The 13,998-nt window shown below is 65.2% G+C and carries 11 protein-coding genes; 5 read left to right on the top strand and 6 right to left on the bottom strand.

The window, feature by feature from the left end; genetic code table 11:
• Window positions 1-16: 16 nt before the first annotated feature.
• From P9230_RS08375 to P9230_RS08400, 6 genes are all read right to left on the bottom strand, one after another.
• Window positions 17-847, bottom strand: a complete 831-nt coding sequence (locus P9230_RS08375; protein ID WP_067324427.1) for an ATP-binding cassette domain-containing protein — start codon at window positions 845-847, stop codon at window positions 17-19.
• Window positions 840-1,718, bottom strand: a complete 879-nt coding sequence (locus P9230_RS08380) for an ABC transporter ATP-binding protein (protein ID WP_278118415.1) — start codon at window positions 1,716-1,718, stop codon at window positions 840-842. Before P9230_RS08380 ends, P9230_RS08375 begins: the two co-directional genes overlap by 8 nt.
• Window positions 1,719-1,726: 8 nt before the next feature.
• The gene (locus P9230_RS08385) at window positions 1,727-2,575 is read right to left on the bottom strand and encodes an ABC transporter permease (RefSeq protein WP_278118417.1); all 849 of its coding nucleotides are present in this window, start codon (window positions 2,573-2,575) and stop codon (window positions 1,727-1,729) included.
• A complete protein-coding gene (locus tag P9230_RS08390; RefSeq protein WP_278118419.1) occupies window positions 2,568-3,575 on the bottom strand; it encodes an ABC transporter permease in 1,008 nt (335 codons plus the stop codon). The genes P9230_RS08385 and P9230_RS08390 overlap by 8 nt, the downstream gene beginning before the upstream one ends.
• Window positions 3,576-3,676: 101 nt before the next feature.
• Window positions 3,677-5,203: an ABC transporter substrate-binding protein gene (locus tag P9230_RS08395; protein WP_278118421.1), complete on the bottom strand. Its 1,527-nt coding sequence runs from the start codon at window positions 5,201-5,203 to the stop codon at window positions 3,677-3,679.
• 109 nt (window positions 5,204-5,312) lie between these two features.
• On the bottom strand, window positions 5,313-6,887 hold the full coding sequence (locus P9230_RS08400) for an NAD(P)/FAD-dependent oxidoreductase (RefSeq protein ID WP_278118423.1): 1,575 nt from the start codon (window positions 6,885-6,887) through the stop codon (window positions 5,313-5,315).
• Between the two features lie 119 nt (window positions 6,888-7,006).
• On the opposite strand from P9230_RS08400, the gene P9230_RS08405 reads away from it, so the two are divergent.
• From P9230_RS08405 to P9230_RS08425, 5 genes are all read left to right on the top strand, one after another.
• Window positions 7,007-7,798, top strand: coding sequence for a cyclase family protein (locus tag P9230_RS08405; RefSeq protein ID WP_278052507.1), 792 nt, complete (start codon window positions 7,007-7,009; stop codon window positions 7,796-7,798).
• A 301-nt stretch (window positions 7,799-8,099) separates the two neighbouring features.
• Entirely contained in the window at window positions 8,100-9,671 is a 1,572-nt protein-coding gene (locus tag P9230_RS08410; protein WP_278118425.1) for an NAD(P)/FAD-dependent oxidoreductase, read from the top strand.
• Window positions 9,671-10,153, top strand: a complete 483-nt coding sequence (locus P9230_RS08415) for a MarR family transcriptional regulator (RefSeq protein WP_127215074.1) — start codon at window positions 9,671-9,673, stop codon at window positions 10,151-10,153. Before P9230_RS08410 ends, P9230_RS08415 begins: the two co-directional genes overlap by 1 nt.
• Window positions 10,154-10,203: 50 nt before the next feature.
• The gene (locus tag P9230_RS08420; RefSeq protein ID WP_278118427.1) at window positions 10,204-12,357 is read left to right on the top strand and encodes an indolepyruvate ferredoxin oxidoreductase subunit alpha; all 2,154 of its coding nucleotides are present in this window, start codon (window positions 10,204-10,206) and stop codon (window positions 12,355-12,357) included.
• Entirely contained in the window at window positions 12,350-13,933 is a 1,584-nt protein-coding gene (locus P9230_RS08425) for an indolepyruvate oxidoreductase subunit beta family protein (protein ID WP_278118429.1), read from the top strand. The genes P9230_RS08420 and P9230_RS08425 overlap by 8 nt, the downstream gene beginning before the upstream one ends.
• The last annotated feature ends 65 nt before the right edge of the window (window positions 13,934-13,998 follow it).

A 13,998-nucleotide genomic window follows, 5' to 3' on the forward strand; every position in this document is an offset into this window, starting at 1 on the left:
ACAAGGTTTGCCTTTCTCATGCCGGCGCCTTTGCAGGCGGCTGCAGCCAGTCCGCATCGATCTCAGGCAGCGGGATGGCAGCGAGCAGGTCGCGCGTGTAAGTCTCCTTCGGATTGTCGAAGAGCGCGTCGGTTGCGCTGGCTTCGACGATCCCTCCCTCGCGCATGACGATGACTTGCCGGCAGAGCCGCCGGATCACCGACAGATCATGGCTGATGAAGGCGACCGTCAGCCCCATCTCGGCCGCGAGCTTTTCCAGCAGCGTCAGGATCTGTGCCTGCGTCGAGACGTCGAGGCCCGAGACGATCTCGTCGGCCAAAACGAATTTCGGCGACAGCGCCAGCGCCCGTGCGATGCCGACGCGCTGGCGTTGCCCGCCGGACAGCTCGTGGCGGTAGCGGCCGGCAAAACTCTGCGGCAGGCCGACGCGTTGCAGGGCTTCCGCCACGCGCTCCTTCAGCCGGTCGCCAAGCCCGTTCTGCCTCAAGGGTGCCGCGATGATGTTGAAGATGGTGTGCCGCGGGTTGAGCGAGGACATCGGGTCCTGGAAGATCATCTGCAGGTCGCGACGCAGCGGTCTGAGCTCCGCTTCCGAAAGATGGCCGATGTCTCGCCCTTCGAAGCTGATCGAGCCGGCGCTCGGCTCGATCAGCCGCACCAGCGCGCGGCCGAGCGTCGACTTGCCGGAACCGGATTCGCCGACGATGCCGGTCACCGATCCCTTGGGCAGGTCGAAGTCCAGTCCTTTGAGGATCTCGGCCAGTGGCGCCCGGCCGATCAGCGGCTTGCGCGTCATGTCGGGCAGCGCCACCTTCAGCCCGCGGACGGAAAACAGTGGCTCAGCCATGGCTTGGCCTCCACGCCCTGTCGGCGCCCGCGATCTCGTCCGCGAGCCCGGCCAGCACGGTTTCGTTCACCGGCTTCAGCGATGCGTAGGGATCGGTATAGCGCGGCGTCGCCGCGATCAGCGCCCGCGTGTAGGGGTGCTGCGGCGATGCGAAGAGGTCAGCGGTCGCGGCTTCTTCGACCACCTTGCCGGCATAGAGCACCGACACTTTTTGGCTGATCTTGGCGACGACACCGAGATCGTGCGTGACGAACAGAAGCGCCGTGCCGTGGTTGCGCTGCAATTGCGCGATGAGGCGCAGGATCTGCTTCTGCACGGTCACGTCCAGCGCCGTCGTCGGCTCGTCGGCGACCATCAGCCTGGGCTCGGCGGCGAAGGCGGCCGCGATCAGCACGCGCTGGCGCATGCCGCCGGAGAGCTCGTGCGGATAGCATTTCAGAACACGTTCGGGCTCGCGGATCTGCACCTCGTCGAGCAACTGCCGGATACGCTTGTCTGCCTTCTTGCCGCTCCAGCCGAGGATGCGCACCAGCCGGTCGGTCATCTGCGGGCCGATGCGGCGCGACGGGTTGAGCGCGGTGAGCGGGTCCTGTGGGATCAGCGCGGTACGCGCGCCGATCAGCGTCCGCCGCGCCTTCGCATCGAGGCGGCCGAGATCCTCGCCCTCGATCAGCATCTCGCCCTCGACGATGCGCACGCTCTTCGGCAGCACGCCGAGCACCGCCTTGCCGATCATCGTCTTGCCGGCGCCGCTCTCGCCGACCAGCGCGCGGACTTCGCCCGGCTGCACGGTGAGCGACACCGAGCGCAGCACGCGCTGGCCGTTGGACAGCACGGCGCTCAAGGAGCGGATTTCGAGGCATGGTTCCATATTGGCGCTCATCGCAGCACCGGATCGAATCGCGTCTTCAATCCTTCGCCGAACTGGCTGAAGGACAGCACGGTGAGGATCAATGTGATCAGCGGGAACACCAGCACCCACCAGGCCTGGTGGATCGACAGCCGGCCCTCGGCGATGATGCCGCCCCAGGTCGGATCGTCGCTCGAGACCGACAGATTGACGAAGGAGAGGATCGCCTCGACGATGACGGCGATGCCCATCTCAAGCGACAAGAGCGCCACCACCGACGGCAGCACATTGGGCAGGACTTCGCGCAGCATGATGCCGATGCGGCCATAGCCGGCGATGCGCGCGCTCTCGACATAGTCCATGCGCGCCTGACTCATCGCCTCGGCGCGGATCACGCGGCAGAAGCGCGTCCAGTCGATGACGGCGATGGCGATGATGACGGAGCTCAAGCCGGTGCCCAGCACCGCGACCAGGAGGATCGCGAACAGCACCGGCGGGAACGCCATCCAGACATCGACGATGCGCGAGATGACGCGGTCGGCCCAACCGCCGAAATAGCCGGCAATGAGCCCGAGCGCCGAGCCGATGATGCAGGCGGACGCCGCCGCGGCGAAGGCGACGATGAAGGCGATGCGGCCGCCGAAGATCAGCCGTGACAGGAGATCCCTGCCGAGGCTGTCGGTGCCCAGCCAATAGCCGGGCTCGGCGCCATCGAGCCAGAAGGGCGGCAGACGCTCGAGCATCAGGTCCTGCGCCAGCGGATCTTGCGGTACGATCAGCGGCGCCAAGATGGCCGCAAGCAGCGCCAGCAGAAGCCAGCCGCCGGCCAGCCATAGCCGCGGGCTGAAGCGCCGTCGCGAAATGCGCGCCTCATCCATGACGCAGCCTCGGATTGAGCAGCGCATACATCATGTCGACGGCAAGGTTGATCAGCACGAAGAGCAGCGCGAAGACCAGCACGATGCCCTGGATCAGCGGCAGGTCGCGGTTGATGACGGCATCGATCGCCATATTGCCGAGACCCTCATAGGAGAACAGCCGCTCGACGATGACCGTGCCGCCGATCAGGAAGGTGAACTGCACGCCCACCAGCGTCAGCGTTGGCAGCGCCGCGTTCTTCAACGCCTCGCGCAGGATAACCTGCGTTTCGGAAAAGCCTTTGACCCGCGCGAGCACGACATAGTCGAGGTCGAGCACTTCCTTCAGCGACTGTTTCAGGAGTTGCGCGATGATCGCCGCCAGCGGCAACGCCAGCGCGATCGCCGGCATCAGCATGTGCTTGAGCAGGTCCCGGGTGAGGTCGAAGCGGAGCCTGAGAATGCTCTCGGCGAGATAGAACTGGGTGACGAAGGGCAGGTCGAGTTGCGGTGACACTCGACCGGAAATGTCGAACACCGGGATGAGCACGCCGAACAGCAGGATCAGCACCAGGCCCCACAGGAAATCGGGGATGGAGAGCGTCGCGCCGCTGGCGATGTCGATGCCGGCTTCGACGGCCGTGCCACGCGAACGCGCACCGAGGATCGCAGCGGAGACGCCGATCGCCACCGCCATCAACAGCGCGACGGTGGCCAATTCCAACGTCGCCGGCAGCCGGTTGAAGACGAGGCCGAGCACATCCTGGCGCAGCGAGATCGAAGTGCCGAAATCGCCATGCAGCACGCCGGCGAGCCAGATGAAGAACTGCTGCACAATGCTCTTGTCCAGCCCATAGAGCGCGCGCAGACGCGCTATGTCGTCATTGCTGGCGCCGGGCGGCAGCATCATAGCGATCGGGTCGCCGGGCGCCACGCGGATGACCACGAAGACGACGACGGCGACGCCGACCAGTGTGATCAGCATCGTCATCAAACGAACAAGAAATCTCTGCAGCAGCATGCTCGCTGAGCCTAATGCATTCGGCCCCTCACCGGCCGGATGAGGGGGCCTGCGCGTCGTTGGAGAAGGTGCGCTGCGCCAGCGCAGCTTCCCAGATGTCATCAGGCCGGGGTCATCAGCGCCGGCAGCAGCGCGCCCGATACATGCTGCACGACATTGACCTTCTTCGAGTGCACGATCGGCTGAGCATACTGCATCAGCGGCAGCACATAGGCCTGCTCGGCGATGTATTTGTCGACGGCCTTCCAGCCGGCGATGCGCTTGGCCTCGTCCTTCTCGCCCCACAGCGGATTGATCATGTCGATCAGGTCCTGGCTGTCCCACACCGAATGCGGGCTAGGTCCATACATGGCAAAGCCGGTCGAGGTGGTCGGATCGCCGATCGCATTCCCCCAGTTGTAGAAGGCGGCCGGCGCCAGCTTGTCGGCGGCCCGCAGCTCGTAATGCTTGGCGATCTCGTAGACCTCGATATTGGCCTCGATGCCGACCTTGCGCCACATTCCGACGATCGCCTGGATCATCTCATAATCCTTGGGCTTGAAGCCCTTGGTCGTTTGGATGGTGAACTTGACCGGCTTCTTGGGCGAATACCCTGAAGCGGCGAGCAGTTCCTTGGCCTTTTCCGGATTGTGCTCGACTTTGATCGACGCGTCGAAGGCCGTGTATTCCGGCGTCTCCAGCGTGGCGATCGGCTGGCCGTAGCCGCGCAGCAGCCGCTTGACCAAGAGCTCCTTGTCCACCGCCATCACAGCCGCCTGGCGGACGTTCTTGTCGAGCATCGCCTCGATGTCGTTGAAGAAGATCATGCCGATGTCGGAGACATTCTTGATCGAGCCGGCGAGTCCGTCCTTGGCGATCAGCCGGTCATATTCTTCATAGGGGATTTCGAGCGTCACCTGCGAGGAGCCGGACTCGACCTCGGCGACGCGGCTTGCCGCGTCGGTGACGAACTTGATCGTCACGTTCTCGAAGGCTGGCTTGGCACCCCAGTAATTCGGATATGCTTTCAGCCGCAGGAAGGCGTTGCGCTCGAATTTGTCGACCATATAGGGCCCGGTGCCGATCGGCGCCTTCTCGAAGCCTTCCGCGCCTACCTTCTCGTAATAGGCCTTCGGCATGATGTAGCCGGTCAGGAAAGACATCCATTTGAAATAGACCGGATCGAACTGCACGACGTCGGCGGTGATCTTGTTGCCGTCGATCTTGAAGTTGTTGACGTTCTTCCAGACGAACTGGATCGGATTGCCGGTCTTCTCGTCGCCCGCCCGCTGCAGCGACCAGACAACGTCCTCGGCGGTGAAGGGCGAGCCGTCATGCCATTTCACGCCGTCGCGGACCGTCATCGTCACCTTGCTGCGATCGTCGTTCCAACCCCATTCGGTGAGCAGGCCGGGTGTGAAGGAAAGGTCCGGCTTCTGCGGGATGAACTGGTCGAACACCGACTGGTAGAGGCCTTGGATGGTCGGGTTCACCGCCGAAGGCCCGGTCGTCGGGTCCCAGGATGGCAGGTTCACGTTGTAGGCGATGGTGAGCTCGTCCGCCGCCTTGGCTGCCTTCGGCAGTCCGAGTGTCGCCGCGCCAAGCGCTGCTGCGCCAAACCCAAGCAAATCGCGTCTGTTGATGGTCATGGTCGTTCCCCTTGTTGGTTGTCGGTTTTTGACTTTCATTGTCGCGCGGCGTTGTTCATTCGCAAGGTCTGGTGGGCAACCGCCCCTTGTCCATCCTGGAATTCTGCTGCTAGTGCCCTCCCAGCTGTTGCGCCAGCATGAAGCCGGATCCGGCACCGGTGCCGGCGCCGGGCCATGTCGCGGCGCCGGTGAGGTAGAGGTTCGACACCGGCGTGTTCCAGCGCGCGAAGCCGCGCGCCGGACGGAAGAGAAAATTCTGCGCCAAATGGTGGCTGCCGCAGATCTGGTCGCCGCCGACGAGGTTCGGATTCTCGCGCTCGAGGTCGAGCGGCGAGAAGATCGCGCGGCCGAGGATCTTCTGGCGCAAACCAGGCGCATAGCTCTCGATGATGTCGAGCACGCGCTCGGCATAGGCGTCCTTGACCGCGTACCAGGAACCGGGCGCGATCTTGCCGGCGGCATCGCCAAGGATTTCCGCCGGCAGCATGCGCACCTGGACCCAGGGCACGTGCTTGCCTTCTGGCGCCCGCCATGGATCGACGGCGGTCGGCTGTCCTACGACGAGCACCGGCTGATCGGGCAGCACGCCGGAAATCGCCTGCTGATAGGTGCGCGACATGGCATCGAGCGACGGCGCCAGATGCACATAGGCGAAGTGGCGAAGCTCGGCGCCGGCGCTCCAGTCCGGCAGATCGTCCAGTGCCAAATGGATCATCATCGTGCCCGGCGCATGGCGGAACTTTTTCATCGCCGCGTCGAACCCGGCATCGCCGGATCCGTTCGGCAGCAGCTTGCCAGTCAGCGCCTTGGGCGCGACGCCGGCAATGACGGCCTTGCTGGCGACATGGAAATCGCCGGAGGCGAGCCGCACGCCGGTCGCGCGGCCGCCGGCGACGGTGATCTCCGCCACCTCCGCGCCGCCCATGATCTTGCCGCCGGCCGCTTTGACCATGCCGACAAGCGCGCGGATGATGGTGTCGGCTCCCCCCTTGCCGAGCACCATGCCAAAACTCTGGTTGGCCATTGCTTCCAGATAGGGGAACACGGCGCCGCCAGCGATGTCTGGGGCGAAGTCGAGATGCATGCCCCAGGCCGCGAGCGTGGTTTGCACATGCGGCGTCTCGAAATTGTCCTCGAGCCACGCGCGGGGTGAAGACAGCAACAAGCGGCCGGTATCGAGCGCACCGCCAATGCCTTTCTTGCGCCAAAGATTCCAGGCCGTGCCGGCAAGCGCACGCGGGCTCATCGGCGATCCGAGCAGCGGGAACAGATGCTCCGCCTCGCCTGGAAAGGCCTCGACCAGCCGGCGCCATGTAGCGGCATCGGCCGCGGAGAAGGTGCCGAGCCGCGATGTCGTCTTCTCGGGATCGTTGCTGACGCCAAACCATCTTCCATCCGGGAAAGCGCTGGCGAAACAGTCGGCGACGGGCGAAAATTCCAGCCCGTGGCTTTTCAATTCATTTGCATATTTCCGGTGGAAGGGAGAGCCAGCGAACAGGCTCAGGTTCATCGCGCCGAAGTCGTGCCTGAAACCGGGAAGCGTGTATTCCGCGGTCCGGACCGCGCCGCCGATAGTTGTGTTGCGCTCGAAAACTGCGGTTTTCCAGCCTTTGAGCGACAGATGCGCGGCGCAGGCCAGACTGTTGTGGCCCGCCCCGACAAAGATGGCGTCGAACTCGCTCACGCCCTGCCCCAAAATGCTTTATGCTTAAAGATAATTGCAGATGCATATGTTTTCGTCTAGTAGGATATTAAGGGCCGCAACGAGCCTTGATGAGCACGGAACAAGAGGGAACGAAGACAATGGATACGCAGAAACTCCTCGGCGAGGTCGCCGGCCAGCTGCTTTCGGGCGCCATCAAGGTGGTCGACTTGTCGGCGCCGCTCGGGCCCAACACGCCGCTGATCAAGCTGCCGCCGGAACTCGCCGTCGACACGCCGAAGGTCGAGATCCACCCCATTTCAAAGTATGACAAGAATGGTCCGTGGTGGGCCTGGAACTGGCTGAAGCTCGGCGAGCATTCGGGCACGCATTTCGACGCGCCGCAGCACTGGATCACCGGCAAGGACTATCCGGACGGCGCCACCGACACCATTCCGGCGCAGAATTTCGTCGGTCCGGTCAATGTCATCGACTGTTCAGTGGAAGCCGCCGCCGATCACGATTTCCTTCTCACCGTCGACCACATCAAGGCGTGGGAGGCCGAGCACGGCGCCATCAATGCCGGCGAATGGGTGGTGATGCGCACCGACTGGTACAAGCGCAACGGTTCGGAAGCCGAGTTCCTTAATGCCAACGAGACCGGCCCGCACACGCCCGGCCCGACGGCGGAAGCCATCCAGTTCCTGATCAGCAAGGACATCAAGGGCTGGGGCTCGGAGACGATCGGCACCGATGCCGGCAAGGCCGGCGGCATGGAGCCGCCTTTCCCGGCGCACACGCTGATGCACAAAGCCAATCGCTATGGCCTCGCCAGCCTCTGCAACCTCGACCAGCTGCCGCCGAAAGGCGCGATCCTGATCGCCGCCCCGCTCAAGATCGAGCACGGCACCGGCAGCCCGATCCGCGCCCTGGCGCTGGTGCCGGGCAAATAGGGCGAGGTGGCGGTCTTCGGGAGAAGATCATGCTCGCGCGCAATGGAATAGTGGAGAGGTGGGATCGGAGCGACGCTGGCGCTCTACGGCGCCCCCCTCTGTCCTGCCGGACATCTCCCCCACAAGGGGGGAGATTGCACGTCACCTCCGCTTTCGCCAATCTCCGACGTCCTAGGATTGAGCAGGGCGCCGAAACTGCCAATCTCCCGCCAAGTGGGGGAGATGTCCGGCAGGACAGAGGGGGGCGCGAAGGAACTCGCCTTAGTGCGATTGACGTTCACTTCTCGATTGCGAGTGCGCAATGACCGCTGCCGATCACATCATCGTCGGCAGCGGCATCAACGCCCTGGTCTGCGCGGCGATGCTTGGCGCCAAGGGCGCCAAGGTGCTCGTGCTCGAACGCAACGACCGCATCGGCGGCTGCATGCGCACCGATGAGATCACGGCGCCCGGCTTCGTCCATGACGTGATGGCGACGACCTTCGTCCTCTTCATCACCTCGCCGGCCTATGCCGCGCTCGGCAAGGATCTTGCGCGGCACGGGCTGGAATTCTGTCACACGACCACACCCACCGGCGTGCTTCGGCCCGATGGCAGCCATGCCGTGCTCACCACCGACCGGGCCGCCAATATCGCGGCGCTGAACGCCTTTGCCTCCGGCGATGGCGACCGTCATGGCGGCGATGTCGGCGACATCGAACGCAATGCCGGACTGCTCTTCGGCCTGCTCGGTGGCGCGCTCTGGTCTTATCCGACGACGAAGCTCATGGCCGGCGAGGCGTGGCGGCGCGGTCCGCGCCAGCTTGCCGCCGTCCTGGGCGAGGCGCTGGTGCCGGCGCGGGGCTGGCTGGAGACCGCGTACAAGTCCGACACCGTCCGCGCGCTCTGGGCGCCCTGGGTGCTGCATGCCGGGCTTGGGCCGGAAGACGCCTTCTCCGGCCAGATCGCCAAGGTCATCGCCTTCGCGCTGGAGGCGGCCGGCGCACCGATCGTCAAGGGCGGGGCGAAGACCCTGCTCGCCGCCTTCGAGGCATTGATCAAGGAGCGCGGCGGCGAAGTCCGCGTCAACGCCGACGTCGCCTCGATCGTCCAGGCCGGCGGCCGTGCCACCGGCGTCCGGCTCGCCTCCGGCGAGACGCTGACGGCGGCAAAGGGCATCATCTGCTCGCTCACGCCGACGCAGCTCTATGGCCGTCTGCTCGGCAACGATGCGCCCGACGCAGCAACCAAGGCCACGCAGTCCTACCGCTACGGCAAGGGCAACTTCCAGCTCCACTACGCGCTGAACAAGCCGCCGGCCTGGCGCGGCGAGGGCCTCGACAAGGTGGCGCTGCTGCATCTGACGCCGGGACTCGATGGTGTGTCGAAAGCCTGCAACGAAGCGGTGCGCGGCCTGTTGCCGGAAGTGCCGACGATCTGCGTCGGCCAGCCCCACGCGCTCGATCCGTCGCGCTGTCCGCCGGGCAAGGCAATCCTGTGGCTGCAGCTTCCGGAAGCGCCGCGCCACATCAAGGGCGATGCCGCCGGCAAGCTCGAGGCCCCAGCCGATGGCCGCTGGAGCGAGGCGCTGCGCGAGCCCTACGCCGACCGCGTCGAGGCGATCCTCGCTCATCACATCGATGGTTTTCGCGACAGCATCATCGCGCGCCGCGCCTATTCGCCTGCCGATCTGGAAGCGATGAACATCAATCTGGTCGGCGGCGATCCCTATGGCGGCTCGTCCACCATCGACCAGTCCTTCCTGTGGCGGCCGTTCAAGGCCAGCCGCAATCACGAGACAGGCATTAAGGGCCTCTACCATATCGGCGCCTCGACGCATCCGGGCGCGGGGCTCGGCGGCGGCTCCGGCTTTCTGCTGGCGGAGAGGCTCTGATGGAACAGAAGCTTCCGGAAAAGCGCGAGCGCATCTCGACCCTCGGCCAGATCGGCCTGCAGCAATTCGCGCCCTATTTGATGAACCGCATCATGGGCCGCTACAACGCCACCCTGCGAGAAGACTTTCGCAAGCAGGGCCTGACCATTCCGCAGGTGCGCACGCTGGCCGTGCTCTCGGTCACCGACGGCATCACCGTCAACGACCTCTCGGTCTATACGGTGATCGAGCAATCGACCTTGAGTCGCACGCTCGACGCACTGGAAGGCCAGGGCCTCGTGCGGCGCGAGCAGGGCGTCGCCGACAGCCGCTTCCGCCATGTGTTCCTGACCGATGACGGCCGGGCGCTTTTCACCCGCGCCTGGCCGGCCATGCATGATGCCTTCGAAGCGATGTTCGACGGCGTCGACGATGCCGAATATGCCGCGCTGATCGCGATTCTGCAGAAGATGCTGAAGAACATCCGCAAGCACGACATTTGAGTTTGACGTACGCGCCGCCGTCCAAACGGCGGTAACGGAAGGAGGCAGAGATGGCCGAACGGTCTTTTGCCAAGGAAGTTGAAAAGCTGAGGCTTGGCGCCGGCCAGGAATTCGCGGGCGAGGGCATCCTCGCCATCACCAAGGCGCTGCTGCAATGCGGCGTCGGCTATGTCGGCGGCTACCAGGGCGCGCCGATCAGCCATCTGATGGATGTGCTCGCCGACGCGCAGGACATTCTGGGCGAGCTCGGCGTGCACTTCGAGGCGAGCGCCTCGGAAGCAACCGCCACCGCCATGCTTGCCGCATCCGTGCACTACCCGATCCGCGGTGCCGCCACGTTCAAGTCGACGGTGGGCACCAATGTCGCCTCGGACGCTTTGGCGAACCTCGCCTCGGGCGGCGTCACCGGCGGCGCGCTGATCATCGTCGGCGAGGACTATGGCGAGGGCTCCTCCATCATGCAGGAGCGCAGCCACGCCTTCGCCATGAAGAGCCAGGTCTGGCTGCTCGATCCGCGCCCGAACCTGCCCTCGATCGTCAAGGCGGTCGAGGATGGCTTCGAGCTGTCGGAGGCCTCCAACACGCCGGTCATGCTGCAGGTGCGCATCCGCTGCTGCCACGTCCATGGCCACTTCATCGCCAAGGATAACAAGCGGCCGCCTATGTCGGTTGCCGATGCGCTGTCGGCCCCGCGCCGCGACACCGGCCGCATCGTGCTGCCGCCTGCCTCCTTCCTGCACGAGAAGGAGAAGGTCGCAAAGCGCTGGCCGGCGGCGGTCGATTTCATCAAGAGCCGCAAGATCAACGAGGTCTTTGGGCCGGACAATGGCTCGATCGGCATCGTCATGCAGGGCGGCATGTACAATTCGGTCGTCCGCGCGCTGCAGCGGCTCGGCCTTGCCGACACCTATGGCGACACCGACGTGCCGCTTTATGTGCTGAACGCCGTCTATCCGCTCGTCGATGACGAGTTCCTTTCCTTCTGCGAGGGCAAACAGGCGGTGCTGGTCGTCGAAGAAGGCCAGCCCAACTATATCGAGCAGGCCTTTGCCGCGATGCTGCACAAGGCCGGGCGCGGCACCAAGCTGGTCGGCAAGGAGCATCTGCCGATGGCCGGCGAATATACCGGGCAGGTGATGCTGGACGGCATTGGCTCCTTCCTGCGCGCCTATGCTGCGCATCTGCTGCCCGGCGAGGTTCGTGCGCCGAACAAGCTGGGCGAGGGCGTCGACACCGCCGATCTCATCAATGTCGTTCCCAGCCGCCCGCCGGGTTTCTGCATCGGCTGTCCGGAGCGGCCGATCTTCGCTGCGACCAAGCTGGTCGAGCAGGAGCTTGGCAAGCACCACATCGCTTCCGACATCGGCTGCCACCTGTTCTCGATCATGCCGCCCTTCGAGCTCGGCGCCACCACCATGGGCTACGGCCTCGGGCCGGCCTCGGCTTCCGCCTTCAATTCGCCGGAAGCGAAACGCCGGTCGATCTCCTTCGTCGGCGACGGCGGCTTCTGGCACAACGGTCTCACCTCGTCGGTCGGCAACGCCGTCTTCAACAAGAATGACGGCGTCATCGTCATCGTCGACAATTTTTACTCGGCCGCCACCGGCGGCCAGGACATCCTGTCCTCGCGCGCCTCGAACCGCACCAAGTCCACAAAACATCCGATCACCGAAGCGGTGAAAGGCATGGGCGTCAAATGGCTGCGCCACATCGACCGCACCTATGACGTCGGCAAGATGCGCGACACGCTGCGCGAGGCGCTAACCACCGAGGAGAAGGGGCCGAAGGTCATCGTCGCCTCGTCCGAATGCATGCTGAACCGCCAGCGCCGCGAGAGGCCGCTGGTCGACAAGGCGGTCAAGGGCGGCGAGCGGGTCGTCAAGCCGAAATTCGGCGTCGACGAGGACGTCTGCACCGGCGACCACGCCTGCATGCGGCTCTCCGGCTGCCCGTCGCTCTCGGTGAAGTCGCTCGACGATCCGCTGCGCGACGATCCGGTCGCTTCGATCGACCAGAACTGTGTCGGCTGCGGCAATTGCGGCGAGGTGGCGGATGCGGCCGTGCTCTGTCCCTCCTTCTACCGCGCCGATGTCGTGCACAATCCGAGCCGCTGGGACCGTTTCCTGGAAAGCGCGCGCCGCGCCGTGATCGGCCGGTTGCAGCGCCGCCGCGAGAGTCGCCGTTTGATGTTCGCCGATGCTTGAGCAGGCTTCACCGCTGCGCCCGAAGCCGGGCGCCCCTGATGATGAGCGGGTGATAAAACTCGCCGTGCTTGCCGTCGGCGGCCAGGGCGGCGGCGTGCTCGCCGATTGGATCACCGACGTCGCCGAGCGCAGCGGCTACATTGCGCAATCGACGTCGGTGGCGGGAGTCGCCCAGCGCACGGGGGCCACGATCTATTACATCGAGATGGCCCGCGACACCGGCCGGTTGCCGGTCTTCGCGCTGTCGCCATCGCAGGGCGACGTCGACATCTTGATCGCCGCCGAGCTGATGGAAGCCGGCCGCGCCATCATCCGCGGTTTCGTCACGCCCGAGCGCACGACGCTGATCGCCTCCTCGCACCGCATCGCCGCCGTCTCGGAAAAGATCGAGCCGGGCGACGGCCGCGCCTCGTCGGAAAAGGTGCATGCGACGGCCGAGGCGGCCGCCAAGCGCTTCATCGCCTTCGACATGGAAAAGATCGCCGCCGAGCACGGCACGATGATCTCGGCCAGCCTGCTCGGCGCGCTGGCCGGTTCAGACGCGCTGCCCTTCGCGCGCGAAAACTACGAGCAGGCGATCGGCGCCGGCGGCCGCGGGGTCAAGGCCAGCCTTGCCGCCTTCGGCGCCGCCTATGACCGGGCGCGCGGCATCGCGGTCGCGACAGCCGGGGATAAGGCAAGCGGGAAGCCCGCCGCTCCCGACACCACATCAACGGCGAAGGTCAGTGGTCCCGAAACCCTGCTGAAGGGCTGGCAGGATCTCGTCGCCCGTGTCGCCGCGCTACCGAAACCGCTGCGCGACATGGCTGAACGCGGCCTGAAGAAGGTCGTCGATTACCAGGACATCGGCTATGGCGGCGAATATCTCGACCGGCTGGACAAAGCCATCGCGCTGGACAATGCGGAGCGTGGCCATGCGCTGTCGGTCGCGGCCGCGAAACATCTGGCCAACGCCATGTGCTATGACGACATGATCCGCGTCGCCGACCTCAAGACGCGTTCGACCCGCGACAGGCGCGTGCGCAAGGAAGTCGGTGTCAGGGAAGGCTTGGTCCTGCAGGTCACTGAATATTTCCATCCGCGCATCGAGGAATTCTGCGGCACGCTGCCGCTAGCAATCGGCAGTTACATCGAGAACCGCCCGAAGCTCGCCGCCTTCCTTGACCGCCGCATCAACCGCGGCCGCCATATCCGCACCGACAGTTTCACCGGTTTCGCCATGCTCTGGTTCATCGGCGGCCTGCGCCGCTGGCGCCGCCGCCTGCTGCGCCACAAGGTCGAGGTCGAGCATCTGGAGCGCTGGTACGGCTTGGCGCTTGCCCATGCGCGCGAAAACTATGCGCTTGGGCTGGAGATCCTGAATTGCCGCCGCCTGATCAAGGGCTACAGCGACACCCACGCCCGTGCCCAGTCGAAATTCGACCGCGTGCTCTCGGCGCTTGTCATGCTCGAGGGCCGCGAAGACGCCGCCGACTGGATCCGCCGCCTGCGCGAAGCGGCGCTGAAGGACGAAAAGGGCGACATGCTCGACGGCGCGCTGAAGACCGTGGCGACGCTCGACGACGCCGCCCGATAACGAGGATGTGATCCATCCTCCTCCGACGGATTTCGACCCTGTCGTCCGTTTCACGGCGGTAGGGA

The sequence above is a fragment of the Mesorhizobium sp. WSM4887 genome, assembly GCF_029625865.1.
Taxonomy (GTDB): Bacteria; Pseudomonadota; Alphaproteobacteria; order Rhizobiales; family Rhizobiaceae; genus Mesorhizobium.

Bases quoted from the DNA above. Each gene is read 5' to 3' on its own strand.
- P9230_RS08410 (WP_278118425.1), top strand. From the start codon at position 8,100: ATGACCGCTGCCGATCACATCATCGTCGGCAGCGGCATCAACGCCCTG.
- P9230_RS08420 (WP_278118427.1), top strand. From the start codon at position 10,204: ATGGCCGAACGGTCTTTTGCCAAGGAAGTTGAAAAGCTGAGGCTTGGC.
- P9230_RS08385 (WP_278118417.1), bottom strand. From the start codon at position 2,575: ATGGATGAGGCGCGCATTTCGCGACGGCGCTTCAGCCCGCGGCTATGG.
- P9230_RS08375 (WP_067324427.1), bottom strand. From the start codon at position 847: ATGGCTGAGCCACTGTTTTCCGTCCGCGGGCTGAAGGTGGCGCTGCCC.
- P9230_RS08415 (WP_127215074.1), top strand. From the start codon at position 9,671: ATGGAACAGAAGCTTCCGGAAAAGCGCGAGCGCATCTCGACCCTCGGC.
- P9230_RS08390 (WP_278118419.1), bottom strand. From the start codon at position 3,575: ATGCTGCTGCAGAGATTTCTTGTTCGTTTGATGACGATGCTGATCACA.
- P9230_RS08425 (WP_278118429.1), top strand. From the start codon at position 12,350: ATGCTTGAGCAGGCTTCACCGCTGCGCCCGAAGCCGGGCGCCCCTGAT.
- P9230_RS08405 (WP_278052507.1), top strand. From the start codon at position 7,007: ATGGATACGCAGAAACTCCTCGGCGAGGTCGCCGGCCAGCTGCTTTCG.
- P9230_RS08380 (WP_278118415.1), bottom strand. From the start codon at position 1,718: ATGGAACCATGCCTCGAAATCCGCTCCTTGAGCGCCGTGCTGTCCAAC.
- P9230_RS08395 (WP_278118421.1), bottom strand. From the start codon at position 5,203: ATGACCATCAACAGACGCGATTTGCTTGGGTTTGGCGCAGCAGCGCTT.